Genomic DNA, 23859 nt, shown 5'->3' on the forward strand with positions numbered 1-23859 from the left:
GTGTCTTCAATTGGATAAGCCCTAAATAATAGTTACAATACCGCATCTATTGAGTCGATGCGAGAAATACAAGTTATGGCAAGAAAAGCATTAACAGATACGCTTTGGGATCAATTGCAATCGACGATGATAAAGTACGGCTGCTATCAAACTCAAAACAGCCGAGAGATCATGGAAGCCATACTGTGGAAACTACGCACAGGGGCGCCTTGGCGTGACATACCTGAAGAATTATGTTCGTGGAAAACAGCCTATAGTCGTTTCAACCGCTGGTCGAAAACTGGCTTATGGGCGGATTTTTTTTTGGCTTTTGAGCAGAAGTTGATACGGAATGGGTATTCACAGACGGAAGCTATGTTCGCTGTCATCAGCATGCAAGTGGAGCTCGGCGTGGTGAAGAGCGAGCAATTGGACAAAGCCGTGGCGGAGCAACTACAAAGATACACCTATCCTGTGATGCCGATGGATATCCGCTCCATTTTAAAATCACTGGGGGTGACGTCCACGACAGTCAAATTGCAGGTGAATTGATTGAGATGATTGGACAGGCAGATTACTTTATCGCTGATAAAGGCTATGACTCAGAGTGTATCAGAGACAAAGCTCGCAGCCATAATATGATACCTGTCATCCCTAAAAGGAAGAATGCCAAACAGCCTAATCCAGAATTTGATAGCTACTTATACAAGCTACGTCATCTTGTTGAAAATATGTTTGCAAGGCTCAAGCATTTTCGTAGTATCGCTACTCGCTATGAAAAGTTAGCTCGTAATTTTAAGTCAATGCTTTATCTGGCATGTACTATCGTTCATTGTAAGATGAATTGAAGACACGCTCTAGTTCTCTGCTAAACATGACCGCCAGCCAATGTCAGGCTACGACCACCATCGACGGCAATTATTTCACCAGTCACATAACTTGCCCGAGCCAAATAAAGCACACTATGGGCAATTTCCTCAGGTTTGCCTATCCGCTGCATAGGAATAGAGTCGATGATGCTTTTTTGCTGCTGCGGGTCAAGCGCTTGGTCGCTATCTGCTTCTGGCAAGATATTGACGCCGGGAGCGACGCCATTGACGCGTACCTCAGGTGCCATATCAAGCGCTAAAGACTGTACCATCATTCGATGTGCCGCCTTTGCCATATTGTAGACGGCATAATTTTTAAAAGGTTTGTTATGCGCATGGATATCGAGTAGGCTAATGATGCAGCCCTGCTGTGTCCTTAAATAAGGATATAAGGCTTGGCTTAATAATAAAGGCGCTTTGGCGTTGGTTAAAAATAATTCATCCCACTGAGCGTGATTGATATGACCAAGCGGACTTGGGTAAAAGCGAGAGGCGTTATGCACTAGGACATCAAGCTGGCCAAAAGCTTGCATGATATTTTGAGTAAATTGCTGTAGCGTCTCGCTATTATTGACAGCCGCCAAATCTGAGATGATGACGACCGCGCTATCAGGGCGACTGTTATTCAGCGCATCCGCTAGGACATTGGCTTCTTGCTCACTATGATGACAATGAATAATGACGCGGTAGCCTTGCTCATGGGCGGCACGAACAATAGCTGCACCAATACGCTTAGCGCCACCGGTGACTACCATTACGGGCGCTGAGGCATGAGAATATTTTGATTGGCTTAAGCTAAATTCTTGGTTCATATTAAAGGTATTTTTATTATGTATAGTAGAATTACTCTAAAATCGATACAGTGCGACTGGGATGAATTTTTCGTAGCCTCTGTGATAACAGCGAGCAAGGAAAATTTATACCAGTCGCAAAAATCTATAACGTGTCGCTTTTATTTTGCACTGACTATAAATTGCTGGTTGAAAGCGCTTGTTTACAAGACAGGTTGTGCTTGTAAATGCTCAATTCTACGTTGTCGTAATGCTTCGCCAATCGCTGGACCTTTTAGATTCTGGTCAATATTATCCATGCTGATTGCATGAAAGCTATTCAACGCGAACATCATTTGGCGGTGCTGTATGGCCAGTTTTAAGACATGACTGGTGACCAAAAGCTGCGAGAGTTTATCGGGCGCTTTATGAGCGCTACAAGTTTGAATAAGATCGATTTTCTCGGCGGCGCTCAGCTGGTCTATGCGGCTAAGATTTTTCGCTTGCTGCACAAATAAAGTGGCGAACTGGCTATGCGCTTTTGGCACCTTTGTACTGTTTCCTATCCCATGAATACCTTTAACCGCTGCCTCTATATTAACCGAAAGAGCTTCTGTAGAGTTTAAAGTAAATAAATCTGTGTTCAGACTGGCCATTAATAACGCCCAGCGCTGCGATAAATTTAATTGCATTTGACCGGCGAAATACAATGCAGTTTGTACAATCTCTCGTATTTGACCGTACTGTTTATCATTCCAAGCTTGCTGTAGTGGAGCAAAATACTCCGTCAACGCCCCAATCTCAAACAGCTGTTGCCAATATACCTGCGGCGATACTTGCATCATAGCACGGCTCGATTCTTGCCAAATGCGCTCACTACTTAAATGCGCAAGCTCGCCTGAGCGCACCAACTCACGCATCAATAGCAAGGTTTCATCGGCAATACTAAAGCCCAAATCATAATAGCGGCCATAAAAACGGGCGGTGCGCAGTACCCGTAATGGGTCTTCACTAAACGCGCTTGATACATGACGCAAGGTTTTGCTATGAATGTCGTTCAAACCGCCATAGTAATCGACTACGTCGCCACTTATCGGCGTATCATCCATAAGGCTTTTGACTTCTATTGCCATTGCATTGACGGTCAAGTCACGACGTTGTAAGTCTTCACGTAACGTCACATCAGGGCTGGCATGTACGCTAAAGCCTTGATAGCCCAGCCCTTGTTTGCGCTCTGTACGCGCCAGCGCATACTCTTCATGACTTATAGGATGCAAAAAAACCGGAAAGTCTGCGCCCACTTGCTGAAATCCTGCCTCTAACATTTCGGTGACCGTCGCGCCAACGACGACAAAGTCTTTGTCTTTGATAGGACGACCCAATAATTGGTCACGGACAGCGCCGCCGACGAGATACACTTGCATAATAGTCTCTTTCTAATTATTCAATATTTGCCATATTATTCTACCCAAAAAAAACCAGTCAACACCGATATAAGTATTGACTGGTTTTAGTATAGCAGACGGTTTCTATAAATGAACGCTAGAAGACCGTCGTAATAAGGCGTTTATATATGACATAAACGACTATTTTTGCTCATTGATTAAGTCTTGAGCTTCAGTAACTGCAAGCGCTGTCATATTGACCACACGGCGTGCTGTCGCTGATGGAGTTAGGATATGCACAGGTTTGCTCGCGCCTAGCAAAATAGGTCCAATAGACGCACTGCCAGTTGCCGTTTTTAGTAGGTTGAAAGCAATATTTGCGGAATCAAGCGTTGGCAAGATAAGCAAGTTTGCTGAGCCTTTTAGGTTACTTGATGGTAAGTCGTTGGCACGAATATGCTCATCAAGGGCCGCATCACCTTGCATCTCACCGTCGAAGTCAAAGTCGACATTCATTTCTGTCAGTAGCTCATACACTCGACGCATTTTTACTGCGCTTTCGCGGTCTGAGGTACCAAAGTTTGAATGCGAAACCAAAGCCACACGCGGCGTAATATTAAAGCGACGTAATTGATCGGCTGCAAGAACCGTCATTTCAGCCAATTGCTCAGCCGTTGGGTCTTCATGGATGTAAGTGTCGGCAATAAAGATATTACGATCTTGCATCAATACCGCATTCATCGCATAAAAATCGCTGACGCCTGCTTTTTTGTCGATAACTCGGCTGACGTATTTTAAATGCAGATGATAGTAGCTAAAAGTACCACAAATCATGCCATCAGCATCACCGTTTTCAACCAGTAGAGCACCGATTAAAGAAGTCTTACGGCGGACATCACGGCGCGCAAGCTCAATACTGACACCATTGCGTTTGTTTTTCTCGTAGTACCCTTGCCAGTAGTCTTTATAGCGTGGGTCATCATCTTGATTAATAATGGTGATGTTCTCGCCATCTTTTAGACGCAGCGCCAATCTTTCAATGTTCTTTTCGATAATCGCTGGGCGACCAACCAAGATTGGATGCGCCAATTGCTCATCAATGACTACTTGTACGGCAAGCAGTACGTTGCGGTCTTCACCTTCACAGTAAACAATGCGTTTAGGATCAGCTTTCGCGCGGGCAAAGATAGGCTTCATCACAAATGCTGAGTTATAAACAAACTCAGACAAACGTTGACGATAGGCTTTCATATCAGAGATAGGCAGGGTTGCTACGCCAGAATCCATCGCCGCTTTGGCAACCGCAGAGGCGATTTCGATGATTAGGTTTGGCTCAAGCGGACCGGGAATTAGATATTCACGGCCAAAGCTTGGCGTGCTCTCAACGTTTTTCACGTTGTTCATTGGTGTCGCTTCAACATGCGCCATCGCCGCAATGGCTTTTACGCAAGCGATTTTCATCTCTTCATTAACGGTGGTTGCGCCAACGTCAAGCGCACCGCGGAAGATGTAAGGGAAGCATAGCGCGTTGTTTACTTGGTTTGGATAATCTGAGCGACCGGTTGCCATGATTACGTCTGGACGTACGGCGTGCGCCAATTCTGGCATAATTTCAGGTGTTGGGTTGGCAAGAGCAAAGACAATCGGGTCTTTTGCCATACGGCGCACCATGTCTTCAGTCAAGGTGCCAGGCATTGATAGGCCTAAGAACATATCGACATCATCCATCACTTCTTCGATGGTAGTGGCGGTGGTATTGCGCGCATAACGCTGCTTGGTTTCATCAAGGTTTTCACGGCTGGTGGTAATGATACCGCGTGAGTCTGATACAAAGATATTGTTTTTATCTACGCCCAGCGCACAAATGATATCCAAGCAAGAGATGGCTGCCGCACCTGCGCCAGAGCAGACCACTTTAATCTCTTCGATTCTTTTGCCAGTAATGAGTAAAGCATTTAACATCGCCGCAGCCACAATAATTGAGGTACCATGTTGGTCATCGTGGAATACCGGAATATTCATGCGCTCACGCAATTCGCGCTCGATTTTGAAACATTCTGGGGCTTTGATGTCTTCAAGGTTAATACCACCAAAAGTAGGCTCAAGCGAGGCAACCGCTTCGATGAACTTATCTGGATCATTTTGGGCAATTTCAATATCAAAAACGTCAATACCAGCAAATTTTTTGAATAAAACCCCTTTACCTTCCATGACAGGCTTAGAGGCCAATGGACCAATATTCCCTAAACCAAGCACCGCAGTACCATTGGTGATCACGCCGACCAAGTTGCTACGAGCAGTATATTTAGCCGCTAACGCTGGATCTCTTTGAATCTCAAGACAAGGTATCGCAACCCCTGGAGAGTAAGCAAGTGCCAAATCGCGTTGGTTGGCCAGTTGCTTGATAGGCGTAACTGAGATTTTACCGGGGCGCGGAAACTCATGGTAGTGTAAGGCAGATTGTTCAAACTGCTCTTTTTCCGTAGTAGGGGTGTCCGTATTCAAAGTGATATCGTCATTCATAATAATTGCCATGGTTGGAATAATTGGAATAAAGTAAATGGTGATAAAAACCAATGTCTATGCTTCAAAATCATGACTATGATAATGAAGGCACATTTATACTAAATACTAAAAAGGTCGTGCTCGGCGACTAGACATCAGCGTAAAAACAGCAATCTCACAGGAAGCGTTATTCTAGCACTATTGGCATTTCACTGCCTAGTCAACTCGGCGCAATCGTGCGAACAATACGATCAAATGATATTCATTATTTTGCTGGTTGATAATGGCAAAAAATACAGTGAAATATCAACCTTAATTGCATAATGTTTCAAAACATTACACAGTGTCGAGTTATTAAGACGAGCAGCTAATTGGCAGCTGTGGCGCATGGGGCGCAGGCGGTGTGGTATCAAGCTCAGTGGCCATGTCTTGGACGTTGTAAGGATTAGCAAGCAAATCAAAGACGCGATTTAATTCATCAAACTGCCCTTGTTCCGCCGCCGTAATCGCGCGCTGCGCCACACTATTACGTAGTATATAAACCGGATTGTTGCTACGCATCTGCTCAATAGCTACCTCGCCAGCTAACGCCTCTAGCGCTGCTAAATACCTTGTTGACCATTGTTGCCAAACGTGCTGTGCCTCATTATTAAACTCAGCAGTCATTTTTGCCAGCAGCTCTTGCTCATAAGGATGTTCATTTGGCGCGACCAAACCCAATAGCGCGCGAAAACTGTTGCTATAGTCGAGCAAATTATCTTCTAACAAAGTTAACCACTCAAAAGCAAGGGTCAAACTTTCTTTAGTGTGCGGCAGCCCAAGCTTACGGCAGAGTCCTTGCTGGTAATGCTGCATAAAGGTCGCTTCATACGGCGCTAGGCAATCAGCCAAGGTATCGCGTGTTACGCCATTTAAGCGCATAAAGTGCGGGAGCCAAATATTTAAGTTCCAATGACCGATAGCAGGTTGGTTTTGATAGGCATAACGTCCAGTATGATCAGAATGATTGTTAATCCACGCAGGGTTAAAGCGCTCCATAAAACCAAACGGACCAAAGTCTAAGGTACTGCCCGTAATCGATAGGTTGTCAGTATTCATCACCCCATGGGCAAAGCCAATCAATTGCCAATCGGCAATCATACGTGCGGTTCGCTCAACCACCGCTTGTAAAAATGTTAAGACTGGCGCTTCACTGTCACGGCATTCTGGATAGTAAGTATCAATCATATAGTCGGTAAACTCGCCAAGTAAGTCGGGTGCAAAGCTTGCAATCCACTCAACATGACCGAGGCGAATATGGCTGTCAGCGACGCGCATCAATGCCGCGCCTGCTTCCATACGCTCACGGCGGACACGTGTATCAGACACCACAAATCCTAAAGCATTAGACGAAGGAATGCCAAGCTGGGTCAGCGCATGGCCGCATAAATACTCGCGAATGGTACTACGTAACACCGCGCGCCCATCGCCCATGCGTGAGTAAGGGGTTAGACCAATGCCCTTTAAATGTAAATCTTGTAATTTATCATTATTATCGAGCACTTGCGCCATGAGTAAACCCCGCCCATCGCCCAATTGTCCGGCCCACTGTCCGAACTGGTGACCAGCATAGGCCATGGACAGCGGTCGAAACTCAGCTGGCACGTATTGACCCCCTAATATTTCAACCCAACGCGCCATCAGCTCATCGTCATCGAGCCAGCCTAATTGCTTGGCAACTTCGGTGTTAAAGTGACCAGCGCGCGGATTATCAAGCGGTGTCGGCTGCTGTTCATGATAAAGGCGAGTATCTAATGTGACGTAAGTATTTTGATAGCGCATAGGTGCGTTCCAATATAGAGGTATGTATTTTTAATATAAAAACTTAAGGTTAAAAGCGAGTAATGAAAGCGTGTAAAGAGAGTAATAAACTTACTATAGCATAGCCTTAATAATGCCGCGTTTCACTCTGTCCATCTCTTGTAATTGCTGTATAAACAGTGCGCGAGCAAAAATAATAAGTATGTAAACGAGCAGCGCACAACTCATGGCTGAAAAAAACCCCCTATCTTTACAGATAGAGGGCAGGAGAAACGTACAATAAAAACTAAGATAATAAATCTATAAACGTTTACGCCGCTTTTGGACTTTGACCGATAGAGCGAAACGCCGTTTTTAGATTGCTGTTATGCGCCAGTATCTTTTGCTCAACTTTGGCATAGTCGTGCTTTAGCATCTCTTCAACTTCATGCAGGCGATCGGCAAACTCGGTCTTTTTTAGCTCAATAGTTTTGGCTTTTAGCGCTTTCCATTCTTCGACCGTTTGCGTAAAGGCTTCATATTCAAACTTGATACGATCTTGGAAACTCTTCATCGCATGTGGAATATCTAGACCGTTCGCAGTAACACTATCAATCTGCTGTTGAGCCTTTTTGAACTGCATTTGCACTTCAGCATGCTTAATGGTGGTGTCGTCAACCGTGCGTAATTCGCTGGTTAGCCCAAGTTTAGATAAGCCCAAGATGAGCCATTTAGTTGGATCATATTGCCACCATTTCACGCCATTACGATAGTCGTATTGGAAGAAGTGATGATAGTTATGATAACCCTCACCCCACGTAAAGATAGCAAGGAAAAAGTTATCGCGTGCACTATTGGTATCCGTATAAGGACGCGTACCAAACATGTGGCATAGCGAGTTAATAAAGAAGGTAAAGTGGTGGGTCAGTACCAAGCGCAGTAGACCTGCCAATACGAGCGTGCCCCAAACGTCACCGATTAACCAACCAATTGCCGCAACCATCGCAACGTTGGTAGCCAGTACCCATAAACCATAGTATTTATGCTGAATCTGTAGCACTTTATCTTTGGTCAAATCAGGAATGTTTTTATAATCAAAGCGACCACTAGGATAATTGCGTAACATCCAACCGATATGACTGAACCAAAAACCACGCCTTGCTGAATAAGGATCTTCCATGCGGTCATCAACATGACGATGATGCGTACGGTGGCCCGATACCCAGTCAAAAGCAGAGCCTTGAACCGCAAGGGTTGAGCCAAGTAATAGGAAGTTTTTTACCAAGGGATGGGCTTTATAAGCGCGATGCGACAATAGGCGGTGATAGCCTGCAGTGATACTAATACCGGTCCAAACCATAAAGGCACCAAATACACCCCAAACCGGCGCACTAACTTGATGGGTCAGTAAGTACCATGGCGTAATGACGGCAGCAGCAATAGGCGTTGCAATCAGAAAAATCGCTGGAACCAAGTTGATTGGCGACTTTTGAAATTCAAGCTCAAGCGGATCGATACCCTCATAGTTAGCGACTGCATTGGCATCTTTATAACCGCTCGTCGTCGCAAACTGCGTATCGGCAGCCTCATCAGTTTTGCTTTTGCCAGTATCAAGCCACGTATTCACGCGCAGCGCCTGAGTACCAGCATGCTGTATAAGCGAATCACCCGACTTCATGGCGAAACGCAAGCCCTTAAGTGGTAAGCCTATTACTTTTTTAGCAATCATGTAATATTCCTAATGATATTAATTTCAGCCTCCATATTACCCTAAAAGACTAGTAAAGTGAACAGTTATACACTAGAAAAATATTGCTAAATAACAATAACTTGTAGGAGTTATGGTAGTGATTAACCCAAATAATCCCTTACTTATCAGCAATTAAGTGAAAGTGTAAGTAAAAAGATAAATATGTGTGCGATAAAAATGTATAAATGACTATCAGGCAATTAATTAGCTGGCTTTTTTAAGCCATTTTCAAGCAAGATTTTTGGATATAAAGAGAAAGAGGGCGTGGGAGGTTTACTTACTTAGCGCGTGAGAAAATAGGTTGGATAATCGGTGATGATGACGTCGACTTGCCACGTAATAAGTTGTTTAATCATCTCGCTATCATTGACGGTCCACGCGCTGACTGGTAAGTGATAACGATGACAGTGCTTAATGACTGCTTGAGTCAGCAATGGATAGTGAATACCTAGCTGGACGCAGCCAAGTTGCAGGGCAGTTTGTGGTGCGCTTAGCAAAGTTTTAGGGGTGCGAATAAGTAAACCACGCGGAATATGTTGTAAGGTTTTATTGCGTTGTAGCCGCGCGTGTAATTCGACATCAAAGCTGGTCAGCGCTATGGGTAAGCTGGCAAGCGGACTGTCGATTAAATCGTGCATTAACGCCTTGATTAATTTACTGTAATCGGTGCGCTCATGCGTCTTAATTTCCAGCTCAATATAGCCAAAACCTGTTAGTACAGAGGCTATTTCGGCTAAGGGCGTAATCTGATGACCGGACTGCAAATAGCGCCCAATCTCGGCAAGACTCAACTGGTCAATGCAGGATTGCTGAGCGCATAGGCGTTGTAAATTATCATCGTGAAAGACCAGCAAGTGACCATCGGCGCTTAGTTGCACATCAAATTCAACGCCTATCAAACCCGCGCTTTGTAGATTTTGCGCCAGTTTAAAGCCTGCTAAGGTGTTTTCTAGCGCTTCACCGCGCGCGCCGCGATGGCCCAATAAAAGGGTATTTTTAAAATTTATCATTATTAATAGCTATCAAAAATTCTTATCGCTATCATATCGTCTCTGCAAAATGGGGTCTAATAAAATATTTATCTGAGAACAGAAGCATTACTTATATAGCGTACGTAGGAGCTGCAGCTACGATATAAAATATGTCTTTGTAGCTTTTTTGCAACCAAAGCAAGGTTTTGTACACAATGTTGGACGTTATTTGTATATCAATAGGCTACACTGATGACCATTTAAATCAAACACCGTATAATAACGTGGTTTTCAAAACTTGCATGGCAATCTTTACTACACCGTCGTTACCATTTAAATGTCATGATGCGCGTGTAAGTTTTTGAATGTTAAAACACTGGCCGTCAGTGGCGGTACGAATCAGGAAATTGGAGCAAAAAAAGATGAGCGTAGCAAATAAGAGTTTGAGCAAGTGGTATAAGGTTGCTGGTATTGGTATCGCCTGTAGTTTGGTACTTACAGGCTGTAACCGCTCAGAAAAAGAAGAGACCACAGAAACTGCCGAGCTAACCGAAGAGACCGCCACTAACGAAAACGCGGCTGCTACAGCGGTAAGTTGTGATGATCCAATGGTACAAGATCGCCTCAAATCAACCTTAAAAAATACGCTCAATCAACAAGCGCAAACCTTGGCAGCAAGTTACGCTAACGATGCTGAAATTGCTTTAAATGGTGGCGTTGTCAGTGGTAAAACCAATGGTATCGTCATCGATGTGCAAAACGCTGCGGTATTACAAGCCACAAATGATAATGGTATGACTACCTGTCAGGCGAGTGTCAGCATGACTTTGCCAAGTGAAGATTTATACCAAGCCAGCCAGCTGCAAGCCGCTAACAATCAGCCAAGCTTACAATCACGCCTAGCCAATGACAATATTCGTATCAATAATAACATGCTCGTTGACGATGCCTTTACGTATGTCGTTGGTACTCAAGGCGGTCAAGTACGTACGCGTATCGCTGGACAACCAGCATTGCTGACCGTGGTATCAGAAGTGGTGGCAGGCTCAGCCTTTCAGACAGCGCTAGAAGAGCAGCGTGCCGCGCAAGCAGCCGAACGCCGCCGTCAAGCGGCACAAAACAATACCGAAAACCAAACTCGTCAACCAAGACCGGTAACGCCAGCGGCCCCTGTGCGTCCAGCTGAGCCAGCTACGCCACCGACTGTCAATCAAAATAGCAGCAGTCAAAACAGTAGCCAGAACACGAGTAATCAGGATAACCAAAGCAATAACCAAGCTGCCCCAACGCCTAGTACTTCAGCGCCTGCGACTCCAGCTGCACCTAAGTCAGTCCCTAAAGATGACAGTATCGATATGGTGATTATCGAAGATAAAGACGCGACTTATTAATTATTAATAACCTCTCAGTTTTTTAATAAAATGTCAGTATCGATTATTTAAGCCTAGCGTTTGAAATTTAAAAGCCCGCAACTTACGATATTTGCGGGCTTTTTGCTTGCATGGATTTTTAGCGGTCAATTTTTGAAGGTCAGTAAAAGCTAAACTATTTATTCTCAGCGAATTTTTGTAATACTTGACTGTCCCATAGCACTTCAGAAACTTGCTCAGGGTCAGTGCAAAAACGCGCAGCAACAAACAGCCAGTCAGACAGGCGATTGATAAGGCTAACTGCCGTTGGACGAATAGCTTCTGGGCGCTGCTGTTGCAATAGCACCGCTTGACGCTCAGCACGGCGACAGACGGTACGGGCGACATGCAGTTGACTGACCAACACTGAACCTGTCGGTAGGATAAAATCTTTTAGCGCCGGCAAGGTGCTATTCATCGCGTCAATCTGCTGCTCTAACCATGCAATGTGCGCGCTATTCACGCCTTCATATTCTGGCATGGCAAGCTCGCCACCGATATTAAATAGCAGATGCTGAATAATCACTAATGCTTGGGCAAAGTCGGCTTCTTTTGTCGCGTCAGTCGAGTTTTGCGTCAACTGCGCGCGTACCAAACCAATATGTGAGTTAAGCTCGTCGACATCACCCATAACGCTAAATAGATTGTCCGCTTTACTCACGCGGCTGCCATCTGCCATGCCTGTGGTACCGTCATCGCCAGTACGTGTATATATTTTGCTTAAACGATTGCCCATGTTTTTATCCTTAAAGGTTAGTGTTTGTTAAAAAGTCAGTATTTTTTAGCATTGCGAATGTTAGTTATGCGCACATTGTAGTATTTTACGAGCATTTTCGCTAAGATAATGGGTTAAGTTTTATACTGCTGCTTTTTCAAAAAGAATAATGACGCTAAATATTGTTATAACTAAGCTATAAATAAGCGTTTTCATTATTTAGTGTGCAGTAAGAATATTCTCGTTTCACTCTTATCTTTTTTATCAAAAGGCTTTTTTACTATGACCACACCTCTTGCAGACGCGATGTCTCAGCTTGCCATTTATGACTCACTTAACGGACGCAAGCAGGTATTTAAGCCGCTGGTTGCGGGCAAAGTCGGCATGTATGTGTGCGGAATGACGGTCTACGATTATTGTCATATCGGTCATGCGCGGATGATGGTTGCTTTTGATATGGCGGTGCGTTGGCTTAAGCAATTGGGCTATGAGGTTAATTATGTGCGTAATATCACCGATATAGATGACAAAATTATCACTCGCGCAGCCGAAAACGGCGAAGAGATTGGCGCACTAACGCAGCGTTTTATCACCGCGATGCACGAAGATTTCTCAGCCCTTGGCTGCTTAGCACCCGATGCTGAGCCACGTGCGACTGATTATATCGACGAGATGCAGCAGATGATTGGCAATTTGGTCAGCAATGACTATGCGTACGCTGGCGATAATGGCGATGTCTATTATGCAGTCGATAGCTTTCCAGATTATGGCAAATTATCCAAGCGCAATTTGGACGATATGCAAGCGGGCTCGCGCGTCGATGTCGAAAACGACAAGCGCAATCCGTTTGACTTTGTATTGTGGAAAGCGGCGAAACCTAGTGAGCCACAATGGGCATCGCCGTGGGGTCAAGGGCGTCCGGGCTGGCATATCGAATGCTCGGCGATGTCGACCAAATGCCTTGGTAATACTTTTGATATTCACGGCGGCGGGCATGATTTACAGTTTCCGCATCATGAAAACGAGATAGCGCAATCTGAGGCCGCGACGGGCTGCGAGTACGCGCGTAATTGGATGCATGTTGGCTTTATCAATGTCGATGGCGAAAAGATGTCCAAATCGCTAAATAACTTCTTTACCATTCGCGATGTGATTGCCAAGTATCATTCTGAAACGGTGCGCTTTTTCTTGTTATCGAGTCACTATCGCAGCCAAGTGAATTTCTCAGACAAAGCCTTAGATGAAGCGCACAATAGCCTAAGCAGATTATATCAAGCATTAAAAGCGGCTGAACAGCAAAAAGGACAAACACTCATTATCGATGATGTGCTAACAAACTCTGCTTATGATAGTGCGGCAGGACAAGACTTTATCAAAGCCATGAATGATGATTTTAATAGCTCAACGGCTATTAGCGTATTATTTGGGCTGGCACGTGACATTAATAAAGCGCTCAAAAGCGAAGATGCAGAGGCTGCATGGCAGTTAGCGCAGCAACTAAAAGCTTTGGCACAGACATTAAATATATTGCAGCTACCGGTACAGCAGTTTTTACAAGCGGTCGTGGGTGAGGCGCAAGAAGGTGGTTTGTCCGATGACGCTATCGATGGATTAATCACCGAGCGTGCCGATGCCAAAACCAATAAAAACTTTGCCCGTGCTGATGAGATACGTGAGCAGTTAAAAGAGGCGGGAATTGAGCTTGAAGACAGCCGTGCGGGTACGACTTGGCGCCGTGCTTAAATCGTATTCTGGCTATAAGCAATTGTATCAATTAACATTTTACCCTCAAATTAAGTCAGCTTTATGCTGGCTTTTTTTGGTTCAGTGCATTAGCTTTATCTTATAGTCAAAATTAATGCTTAACTCTACTAAATCATTTCATTAATCAGCCTAGAACTTTAACGTATGAAACATTCCTCTCAGTCTTTGATGGCTAAAAATATCCAAGCTCCGTATATGGGCAATATGGGCGACGCTGATGTTTCTGGTTGTAAGAGTCTAGATACTATTAAAGGTAGGCATAAATTAACCGTGAGGCATTTGAACATACGTCATTTTATTTTCAGTATTTCCGTTATTATCCTAAGTATTGTTTATCTGCCGGCTTATGCGGCTAGTCATTCAGCGAATGACAATGCAACGATCAACAATCAAAACGAAACAACGGCGCCAATCACCGAGGCGCCAGAAAACATCGTTGACTATGCATCGCAACGGATTGATAAGCTCAAAAAAGAGGGCGTCAGTGTCTCTGCGCTTGCCGAAGAGGTCATTAGTCCGTTTGAGAAAAAAACCGAACAGCAAGCGGGGGTATTACAGGGTGATTCCGGTCTGACTGGCGACTATAACGAAAGTTATTATGCCTTAAATAAGCTCAATGTCGGCTTGCCGCCACTATCTGAGCCACCGAATTTATCGACACCACTGGCAACGCTAGAGTTTTTTCAATCGGCAGTTATCAAGCAGCAGTATGATTTGGCCGCTTATGCGCTCAATATGAACTTGATTGACGAGGAGTTGCAGCGTAATCAAGCAATAGAGCTTGCCAAACAGCTCGATTTTTTATTGATGGAAAAAAAGCTGTATGCGTTTGATAAGTTGCCTGACCGTCCTGATGGTTTGATAGAACCGCCGCTTGGTAGCAATAATAGTATCCAAGGCATCCCTCGGCGCTCAATCCAGTTGGGTTATATCGACTATCGTGATCGCCGTGTGCCGCTGCATCTTGAGCGCGTACGTATCGATGACAGCCCGCCTTTTTGGGTGTTTTCCGCGCAAACGGTCGCCAATATCAATAAGCTGTATGAGCAATATCAGCCTGCTAAATTTGAGCGTTATTTACCCGACTGGACCAAATTAAAAGTTTTCGGCATTGCCATTTGGGAATTTATCGCCTTATTTTTGTTCTTTTTCTTTACCATGGGCGCTGGTTGGTTGCTCAGTAAAGCGGCTGGTAAACTGCTCAATTGGTACGTTTTAGACAAAGAGGGCAATCGGCTTGCCACCATTCATCATAACGGCGTCGAGGACTTGGTCAATAAGCTGACCGTGCCTTTGACGTTTACCATCAGTTTTTCCGCTGTTTATACTTTGGTATCGGGCGGTTTTCCTTACTTAGATGCGCTTGCCTCATCGACACGCCCCATTATTTGGATTGGGCTGGTGCTGAGCGCTATGTGGCTGGGTACACGCGCCATTAATTTCTTTGCCAATCGTTATAAAGATTTGCAAATCGAGAATTTGAGCGAAGAGCAGTTTGATAAAGGCCGCAGTCGCCGCACCTATGTGTCTATTTTTCGCCGCGTCTTTATCTTTGTGATGATTTTAGGCGGTATTTGGATAGGTTTGAGTGAATTTACCAATATTGATGGTTTGGGTAAAACCTTACTTACCTCGGCAGGTATTGCGGGTGCGGTGATAGGTATTGCTGCCCAGCCTATTTTGGGTAATATCATCGCAGGCATGCAAGTGGCTATTACCCAGCCGGTGCGTATCGGCGATACAGTGATGATGGAGGACGAGTGGTGCACGATTGAGGATTTGGGTTATACCTATGCGGTACTAAAAACCTGGGATGAGCGCCGTTTGATTGTGCCGATGCGGCATTTTATCACTGAGATTGTCGAGAACTGGTCACATACCGAGTCGCATCAAATCTCAGTGATTTATTTATATGTCGATTATGGCGCTGATATCGAAGCGATACGACAAAAATATATTGAGCTGGTCAAAGACAGTGAGCTATGGGATAGTAACACCGAGCCTGAGATGTATACGGTATCGGTAACAGAGACCACTATCAAGCTGCGCTGTAGCCAAGCGTCCGATAGCCCGCTCAATGCTTGGTTACTTGAATGTGAAGTGCGTGAGCAAATGCTAAGCTACTTATATAGTGAACAAAAGGATTATCTACCAGCGGAACGTTTTATCGTCAAAACAGAAACATAGTAACGATGTAAGAGCATGGCAAAACAAAGGCATCATCTAGCAAAATAAGCTGACAAATATGTTATGCGAAGGCTTGCTTTATTTGTTATAATATGGCGTTATTTTTAAGGGATAATTCAGTTATTAAGCGTCGGGTAATCAGATGTTAGAAGGTTTAGAAGCGCGGTATTAGCAATTCTACTTTCCTAAGCATTTTATTACCGCTGATAAACAGATAACATGCCGAGTGATATCCGTATTTAAGGTTTGTTCCTCATGGTTTTTTCACAATTCTAGCCGCTTTATGTTGGCGTATTGATTTTGATAAAGCTTTTGTTTATCGACGTGATACTGCATTGCCCACCCATCAAAATAACCACCACTAGGGGTCTGTATGTTGCGAATTGTCGATGAAGCCTTAACCTTTGATGACGTTTTATTATTACCAGCTTATTCTGAAATCCTACCAAAAGCTGCTGATTTAACGACCCGCCTAACCAAAAATATCACTTTAAACTTACCGATGATTTCGGCTGCGATGGATACCGTCACTGAATCTGAGATGGCCATCACTATGGCGCAGCTTGGTGGTTTGGGTATTTTGCACAAGAGCATGGATATCGATAAACAGGCCATGCAAGTACGCCGCGTGAAAAAATTCGAAGCCGGTACAGTTGTCGATCCCATCACCGTGCACCCAGAGATGACCATCGGTGAGCTATTAAGATTGACCCAAGATAACAACATCTCAGGGGTGCCTGTGGTTGAGAAGGGTACTGATAAAGTCATTGGTATCGTCACCCATCGTGATTGGCGCTTTGAAACCAATTTGTCACTACCAGTTAGCCATATCATGACGCCAAAAGATCAGCTGGTCACCGTCAAAGAAGGTGAAAGCAATGAAAATATCAAAAAATTACTTCACGAGCACCGTATCGAAAAAGTGATTGTGATTAATGATGATTTTCGTTTGCGTGGTTTGATTACGGTCAATGATTTCTCTAAAGCAGAAAATAACCCTAATGCTTGTAAAGATGAGCAGGGTCGCCTGCGCGTTGGTGCGGCTGTCGGTACTGGCGCTGATACCCAAGCCCGTGTTGAAGCTTTGATTGCCGCTGATGTCGATATCATCGTTGTCGATACCGCGCATGGTCACTCAAAAGGCGTGATTGATAAAGTTTCTTGGATTAAAAAGCACTATCCAAACGTTCAGGTTATCGGCGGTAATATTGCCACAGGTGATGCCGCTAAAGCATTACGTGATGCCGGTGCAGATGCCGTTAAAGTAGGTATTGGTCCTGGGTCTATCTGTACCACGCGTATTATCGCGGGTGTTGGTATGCCGCAAATCTCGGCAATCGATAGTGTCGCAAGCGCGCTACAAGGCAGTATTCCACTGATTGCTGATGGCGGTATTCGCTATTCAGGCGATATGGCCAAAGCCATTGCTGCCGGCGCGTCGTGCATCATGGTTGGCTCATTGATGGCGGGTACCGAAGAAGCGCCGGGTGAGGTTGAGCTATTCCAAGGTCGCTACTATAAAGCCTATCGCGGCATGGGAAGCTTGGGCGCGATGTCAGGTCAAAACGGCTCATCAGATCGCTATTTCCAAGATGCCAAAGACGGCGTAGAAAAACTGGTACCAGAAGGTATTGAAGGCCGCGTACCTTATAAAGGCCCAGTTTCTGGTATTGTCAATCAGATGATGGGCGGTCTACGCTCATCGATGGGTTATACTGGTTGTGCAACCATTGAAGAGATGCGCACGAAGCCGCAGTTTGTAAAAGTCACTTCAGCGGGTATGAAAGAATCTCATGTCCATGATGTGCAGATTACCAAAGAAGCACCTAATTATCGCGTTGATTAATCATTTCTTAACGCTAGTTATGTGTAGGTTATCGGCTCTGTAGCGTTGCCGTGATACCAAGATACAAACAGCCAACAATGCTTTGTTATTGTTGGCTGTTTTTTTTGTAAAATACAACATTAAACTCTTCTATCTATAACTTAGACGCCTTTTTATTATTTAGACGCCTTGTCTAGGTTTAAGGCTTATACTTGATGTGTTTTAAAAATACTTCGGCATTGCTGGAGTGAGTTTTTAGTAGCCTTAAAAAGGATAAGGCGCATAGAAAGAGAGCAAAAAAAAGAAAATTTATAGCAGCAGATAGTTTTAAAAGGGTTTCTAAAAAAGCGATTGTCTATCAATTAGCTTCTTTTAAACCAATGACAGTCTGGGCGTCCGTTTGATTTTTTACTTTATAAAATTGAGGAATAATAATAATGAGTTACTTTGGCACTGATGGTATTCGCGGCAAATTTGGTGAGTTACCGATTACCCCTGATTTTATTTTGAAGTTAGGTTATGTGACGGGGCTGGTGCTGATAGAAAATAATAATAATCCTGCGCGCAAACCCAGTGTGGTGATAGGTAAAGATACGCGTCTGTCCGGCTATGTGATTGAAGGGGCGCTGCAGGCAGGCTTTAATGCAGCTGGGGTTGACGTCCATATGCTAGGGCCGCTACCGACGCCTGCTATCGCGCATTTGACCCGCAGTTTTAACGCCGATGCTGGTGTGGTGATTTCTGCTTCGCACAATCCTTATTTTGATAATGGCATCAAGTTCTTCTCATGTGATGGCAAAAAACTGACCGATGAGATGCAAAGCGCGATCAATGATAAATTGACCGCAATTATGGACGCCTCAAATTCCGCTAATAATGCCATCATGCCAATCCTTGATCCGGCGCAACTGGGCAAAAACAATCGTATTAATGATGCGAAAGGCCGCTATATCGAATTTTGCAAAGGCAGTTTCCCTTATCAATATGACTTGGACCATTTAACCGTCGTCGTCGACTGTGCCAATGGTGCAGGTTATAGCGTTGCGCCGCGTGTTATGCGTGAGCTTGGCGCCAATGTTATCGCAATTAATAACAAACCCGATGGTATCAATATCAATGCCAATTGCGGCTCAACCCATCCTGAGAGTCTGCAAAAAGCGGTACTCGAATATGAAGCCGATGTCGGTATTGCTTTAGATGGCGATGGTGACCGTATCGTGATGGTCGATGAAGCCGGTGAGCTGGTCGATGGCGATGGTATTTTGTATGTACTTGCTACTCAAGGTCAAACCAAAGCTGAAGGCGTTGTGGGGACCTTGATGAGTAACATGGGCTTAGAGTTGGCGTTAAAAGACGCGGATATCGCCTTTACCCGTGCAAAAGTTGGCGACCGCTATGTCATGCAAGAGCTTGAAGCCAATGGTTGGATATTGGGCGGTGAGCCATCTGGTCATATTTTATGCTTGGATAAAAGCCGCACGGGCGATGCCATTATCGCAGGCTTACAAGTGCTGGCAGTGATGCAAGCACGTGGTAAGGCGCTTAGCGATTTGACCGAAGGCTTTGAAGTGTTACCACAAAAACTGGTCAATGTGCGCTTATCGCAAATGCAAGATCCGTTTGAGCATGAAGAGCTTGTCGCAGCTTTTGATAAAGCGCGCGCTACTTTAGAAGGTCGTGGTCGCCTGCTTATCCGTCAGTCAGGTACAGAGCCGATGATTCGGGTCATGGTTGAGTCAGACGATGAGATAGAATGTGATGTGATGGCCAACGATTTAGCCGATAAAATCAAAACGGTTTTAGGCTAAACGTCTTGGTTAAATACATTTATATTAATAATATTTGAAAGTTAGCGAGAAACAATCATGAGTATGGATTTTACCGATCAGCGCCTATCGTATGAGAAAGGGCAACTCGACCAACAGTCAGTACCAGATTCACCATTTGAGCTGCTACACGCGTGGATGAATGAAGCGATAGCAGCAGAAGTGCAAGAACCTTATGCGATGAGTTTAGCGACGTGCGGCGCAGACAATAAGCCCAGCGTGCGTATCGTTTTGCTGCGCGAAATTACTGAAAAAGGCATCGTGTTTTATACCAATTACGAAAGCGCCAAGGGCCAAGATATCGCCGAAAATCCCAATGCCGAAGCGCTGTTTTTTTGGCATAAGCTTGAGCGTCAAATCCGTATCAGCGGCAGTATTGCTAAAATAGACGCTACTAAATCAGCGGCTTATTTCCAAAAACGTCCGCATGATAGTCAAGTGGGCGCGTGGGTTAGCCAGCCGCAAAGTGGTGAGGTTGCCAATCGCGAGGTCATGGAGCAAACGTTTGAGCAGTTGCAAAATGATTATCCAGCAGACAGTCAAGTACCAACCCCTGAGTTTTGGGGTGGCTATGAGATTACGATTGAGAGCATCGAGTTTTGGCAAGGCCGTGCCAATCGTATGCATGACCGCATTGTTTATACGCAACACAGGAGTGGCACGGGCGACGCGGCAAAATGGACAACCAAACGTTTGTTACCATAAAATTAGCTCATTTAAGCTAAAATCTACTGAAAATAAGATATTGCAAAAATCAAAAAGCCTCTTTAAACCTAACACGTTAGGCATTTAAAGAGGCTTTTTTTGCGCTGATTTTTAGCCTAATTTTTTGCATTAATTTCTTGCATTAACTTCTTGCTTTGGTATCGACATTCACTGACACTGACATACCTGGACGTAACTGCGCAAGGTTAGGCTGGTTTTGGTCTAAATCAATTCTAACAGGAACGCGCTGGGCAATTTTGATATAGTTACCCGTCGCAGGGTTGGCCGCGCCCGCGCTAAATTCGCTGCCCGTTGCAGGCGAGATATTACTGACATGACCACTAAATTTGGCACCGCCAAGGGCATCGACATGAATGGTAGCGGGCTCACCGATACGCATATTGGCTACTTGCGTTTCTTTAAAGTTAGCAATAATCCATACGCCTTTTGGTACGATATACATCAGCTGCGTACCTGCGCTCACGTATTGTCCTTCTTTGACACTGATTTGACTCAGCTGCCCAGATTCCGGTGCCTTAATAACGGTATTGTCTAAATTAATCTGAGCTTGCTTAGCACCGGCTTCTGCGCTCTTAATATTGGCATCTAAAGATGAGCGGCTACCGCTGGTCTTCTCGCTTGCCTCACGAGCCACTTGTAAATTCGCTTCTGCTTGTTGCACGTTGGCCTGCGCTTTTGCAAGTTGCGCTTTGATATGCGCCACTTCTGCCTTTGAGACCGCGCCGATAGCGTCTAAACCTTGATAGCGTTTGACATCTTCACGCGCACTGTCGACGCTGACTTTAGCACTGTATAAGTCCGCCTCGCGTGCTTCGATTTGCGCTTGGCTGCTTCCTGTATCCTGCGCATTACTAGCGCGATTGGTCACAGCGATTTCAATGTTTGCCTGCGCTTGCTCAAGCTGCTGCCTAAAAGTACGATCGTCTATTTTGATTAATAAATCACCTTCTTTAACATTGGCAAAATCCTCAACCGCCACCTCAGTCACGTAGCCAGATACTTGCGGACTAATAATGGTGGTTTGTCCTTTAATAAAGGCATTATTGGTCTGCTGGACCGTCGGAGTAAAAGGCGGCAGCTTCCAAGCGTACAAAATTAACGCCACGCCAATCACAATCAAGGCGATTAGTATGCCTAAATTTAAATAAGATTTCTTCTTTGGCGACCAGCCGTCGCTGCTAGGAATCGGCTCCTTTGGCGGCATAGGCGGCATGGACGACTCATCACTGTCAGTAAGACTCTCATTAACAGTACTCTCGTCATTAACAATACTCTCATCATTTACGAGCCTGTCGTTAGCTGATTTATCTAGATTGACCGCAGCACTTGGATGATTGGTTGCATCAGGAGCATGAGTGTCGTTGGTTAGCGCGTCAGAGGCAGGCTTAGGGTTTTGGTTAAGCTCATCAGATTTTTCTTGACTCATGCCGCGCTCCTAAAGTTTGAATAGTTATCATAAGTTTTTTTTGCATTGGTTAATATGTTAAGTGGTATTTTTAAATGAAGAAAATGCTTTAATTATTCGGGCTATTTTGTTTCGCGCATTTTTGCAATCGCTGCCAATTCTTTAGCCAATGGATTACGTTTATGGTAGCGATGATACAAGTAATTTAGTAATAAAATCAGCGTTGTGATGGAGGCGATAGTTGCCATAAGAAAAAATAAATCAGCATAGGCGGCGACAGTCGCTTGGCGCTGAATACCTTGCAATACTTGTCCCATCGCTGCGACATTTGCTTGATTGGCATCCGTGATTTGGGTAGATAATATACGACCTGCGCCTGCAACTTGTGCCATTAAGGCCGGGTCGCCTAAATTAAACGAGCTGACCATATCGGCGTAGTGTATCTGTGTACGTATGGTGGTAAACGCTTGAATCGCTGCCGCGCCTGCAAGTCCGCCAATGGTCTGCGAGATGCTAAAAATAACCGAAAAACTTATAATGTAAGCAGGGCCGTTAGCGATAGCGCGAAACATCCCCTCAAAAACCATGGGACCCATAAAATAGACGGCAGCAAAGGCAATCATAAATTGACTGACATAAAACATATAAGGGGCAGAATTTAGCGAAATATCTGTATCTAGCCAGGCGCCAACCGCAATCAGGGCGACAGCGAAAATGACTGGACGGCGTAAATCCATCGCATTGGTCCTAAAAATACTGATGACCAAGGCCAGAACGCTGGCGGCAAGTATCACCGCATAAAAGGTAATCAACTGATCATTTCCGTAGCCCAAATTGGCCAGTAAGCCTGCTGCACCGACATTTTGCTCGGATAATAAAATACGCATCACTGCACCCGTTATCGTAAAAGCGATGATATTGCGGCTACGCATCCAGCGCACTTGTAACATTGGGTTTTTACGGTGTGTTTCAATCCATAAGGCGATACTAATCGTCACCACCGCAATGATGAGCGGATAGCTCAGCCAAGGCGTCGTCCACCACTGGATACGCCCTTGTACCAAAAAGACTGCTAAGGCTGCAAGACCGCTGGCAAAAAACACAAAGCTTAAAAAATCCAGTTTTTCGAATACTTTTTCGGTATTGCCGGGTGGTAGCTCTAAGATATTAATCAGGGCAAAGCAAATCAGGGTTAAGCCCAATTCAAACAAAAATAGCGTTTCAAGCTGGCTGTCGGCCGCAAGATATGGCGAGATAATCCTTGAGAGAGGAAGGCCAAATTGTACTAAGCCAAACCCCAAAATCAGACCGCTAATGCGTTTGGCGGTTGGCATACCTTGCAAGCAATAAAAAATAGCCAATACCGTCATGGCACTAGCAACCATACCACTTAAGCCGCGAGCGATGATTTCTAGATAATAAGGCTCAATGATAATAGCGCTGGTGTCTAAGAGATGACTACTGACCAACCATTGTAAACTGGTGGCCGCCAACAGTGAGAACAGGGTGATTTTACTAAAGAGCGCCATACCAAATTGCTGACGGATTTTGTATAGCAGCACGGTGATACAAGCATTGGTCATATTATAGGCGACCGATATCCAGCCACCTTCGACTGGCGTCAAGCCCATTTCACCTTGGATTTGGGTCAGATTTGCCACCAATAAACCATTTTGAAAGCTGGCGGTGATGCCAATAAAAATACCAATCAATAGATAAAATACTTTGCGGCGCGTAGGATGGTCGGGTGTGGCGGGAGAACCCACCATAAAGGGTTGTTCGTGCGGTTTGAATTGGTATTCATTGCTCATTGTCTATCGCCACCTGCTAAAAGTAGAAAGATAAAGTGACATCGTAGGATTCCTAGACGAGCAATAATTGGACGAGCCATTATCAAATTGAGCCATAAGTGCTTCATTTAGTAGCTATAAAAAATAAAAAACAGTCAAAGGACTGTTTGCATTATTTTATCATGATTTCAATTTGAGACTATT

16 protein-coding genes are annotated in these 23859 nt (G+C 44.7%); 7 read left to right on the plus strand and 9 right to left on the minus strand.

Annotated elements, in window-relative coordinates; translation table 11 throughout:
• Positions 1 to 75: 75 nt before the first annotated feature.
• A protein-coding gene (locus CXF58_RS05090; RefSeq protein WP_416375572.1) for an IS5 family transposase occupies positions 76 to 827 on the plus strand; the annotation gives its coding sequence in 2 pieces (ribosomal slippage) (positions 76 to 316 and positions 316 to 827; 753 coding nt in all).
• Between the two features lie 20 nt (positions 828 to 847).
• Here CXF58_RS05090 and CXF58_RS05095 read toward each other — a convergent pair.
• The 6 genes from CXF58_RS05095 to CXF58_RS05120 all read right to left on the minus strand — a co-directional run bounded on the left by CXF58_RS05095 (position 848) and on the right by CXF58_RS05120 (position 10047).
• Positions 848 to 1660: a pteridine reductase gene (locus CXF58_RS05095; RefSeq protein WP_082894309.1), complete on the minus strand. Its 813-nt coding sequence runs from the start codon at positions 1658 to 1660 to the stop codon at positions 848 to 850.
• A gap of 182 nt (positions 1661 to 1842) precedes the next feature.
• Positions 1843 to 3042 (minus strand): tRNA nucleotidyltransferase/poly(A) polymerase-related protein, encoded by a 1200-nt coding sequence (locus CXF58_RS05100; protein WP_068405676.1) that lies wholly within the window; start codon positions 3040 to 3042, stop codon positions 1843 to 1845.
• A 162-nt stretch (positions 3043 to 3204) separates the two neighbouring features.
• Complete coding sequence (locus tag CXF58_RS05105) at positions 3205 to 5526, minus strand: NADP-dependent malic enzyme (protein WP_068405684.1); 2322 nt, start codon at positions 5524 to 5526, stop codon at positions 3205 to 3207.
• A 336-nt stretch (positions 5527 to 5862) separates the two neighbouring features.
• Positions 5863 to 7329: a protein adenylyltransferase SelO gene (locus CXF58_RS05110; RefSeq protein WP_068405674.1), complete on the minus strand. Its 1467-nt coding sequence runs from the start codon at positions 7327 to 7329 to the stop codon at positions 5863 to 5865.
• 289 nt (positions 7330 to 7618) lie between these two features.
• Complete coding sequence (locus tag CXF58_RS05115) at positions 7619 to 9016, minus strand: acyl-CoA desaturase (protein WP_068405671.1); 1398 nt, start codon at positions 9014 to 9016, stop codon at positions 7619 to 7621.
• A gap of 302 nt (positions 9017 to 9318) precedes the next feature.
• Positions 9319 to 10047, minus strand: a complete 729-nt coding sequence (locus CXF58_RS05120; protein ID WP_068405669.1) for a glycerophosphodiester phosphodiesterase — start codon at positions 10045 to 10047, stop codon at positions 9319 to 9321.
• Positions 10048 to 10430: 383 nt separating this feature from the next.
• Between CXF58_RS05120 and CXF58_RS05125 the strand changes: the two genes are divergently transcribed.
• A complete protein-coding gene (locus CXF58_RS05125) occupies positions 10431 to 11399 on the plus strand; it encodes a hypothetical protein (protein ID WP_068405666.1) in 969 nt (322 codons plus the stop codon).
• A 154-nt stretch (positions 11400 to 11553) separates the two neighbouring features.
• Here CXF58_RS05125 and CXF58_RS05130 read toward each other — a convergent pair whose 3' ends face one another.
• Complete coding sequence (locus CXF58_RS05130) at positions 11554 to 12153, minus strand: cob(I)yrinic acid a,c-diamide adenosyltransferase (RefSeq protein WP_068405664.1); 600 nt, start codon at positions 12151 to 12153, stop codon at positions 11554 to 11556.
• Between the two features lie 261 nt (positions 12154 to 12414).
• Here CXF58_RS05130 and cysS point away from each other — a divergent pair, with 261 nt between their 5' ends.
• The 5 genes from cysS (at position 12415) to pdxH (ending at position 20439) form a co-directional block, all read left to right on the plus strand.
• A complete protein-coding gene (gene cysS / locus CXF58_RS05135; RefSeq protein WP_068405662.1) occupies positions 12415 to 13875 on the plus strand; it encodes a cysteine--tRNA ligase in 1461 nt (486 codons plus the stop codon).
• Between the two features lie 165 nt (positions 13876 to 14040).
• On the plus strand, positions 14041 to 16083 hold the full coding sequence (locus CXF58_RS05140; RefSeq protein WP_227514949.1) for a mechanosensitive ion channel family protein: 2043 nt from the start codon (positions 14041 to 14043) through the stop codon (positions 16081 to 16083).
• Between the two features lie 373 nt (positions 16084 to 16456).
• Complete coding sequence (guaB, locus tag CXF58_RS05145) at positions 16457 to 17929, plus strand: IMP dehydrogenase (protein WP_068405659.1); 1473 nt, start codon at positions 16457 to 16459, stop codon at positions 17927 to 17929.
• Between the two features lie 416 nt (positions 17930 to 18345).
• Entirely contained in the window at positions 18346 to 19716 is a 1371-nt protein-coding gene (gene glmM / locus CXF58_RS05150) for a phosphoglucosamine mutase (protein WP_102076801.1), read from the plus strand.
• Between the two features lie 63 nt (positions 19717 to 19779).
• Positions 19780 to 20439, plus strand: coding sequence for a pyridoxamine 5'-phosphate oxidase (gene pdxH, locus CXF58_RS05155; protein WP_180952529.1), 660 nt, complete (start codon positions 19780 to 19782; stop codon positions 20437 to 20439).
• A gap of 142 nt (positions 20440 to 20581) precedes the next feature.
• Here the strand turns inward: pdxH and CXF58_RS05160 are convergent, their stop codons facing one another.
• Positions 20582 to 21886, minus strand: a complete 1305-nt coding sequence (locus CXF58_RS05160) for an HlyD family secretion protein (RefSeq protein ID WP_082894308.1) — start codon at positions 21884 to 21886, stop codon at positions 20582 to 20584.
• 101 nt (positions 21887 to 21987) lie between these two features.
• The gene (locus CXF58_RS05165; RefSeq protein ID WP_102076802.1) at positions 21988 to 23676 is read right to left on the minus strand and encodes an MFS transporter; all 1689 of its coding nucleotides are present in this window, start codon (positions 23674 to 23676) and stop codon (positions 21988 to 21990) included.
• Positions 23677 to 23859 lie beyond the last annotated feature (183 nt).

The organism is Psychrobacter sp. Sarcosine-02u-2 (genome assembly GCF_002836335.1).
GTDB classification, from domain to species: Bacteria; Pseudomonadota; Gammaproteobacteria; order Pseudomonadales; family Moraxellaceae; genus Psychrobacter; species Psychrobacter faecalis.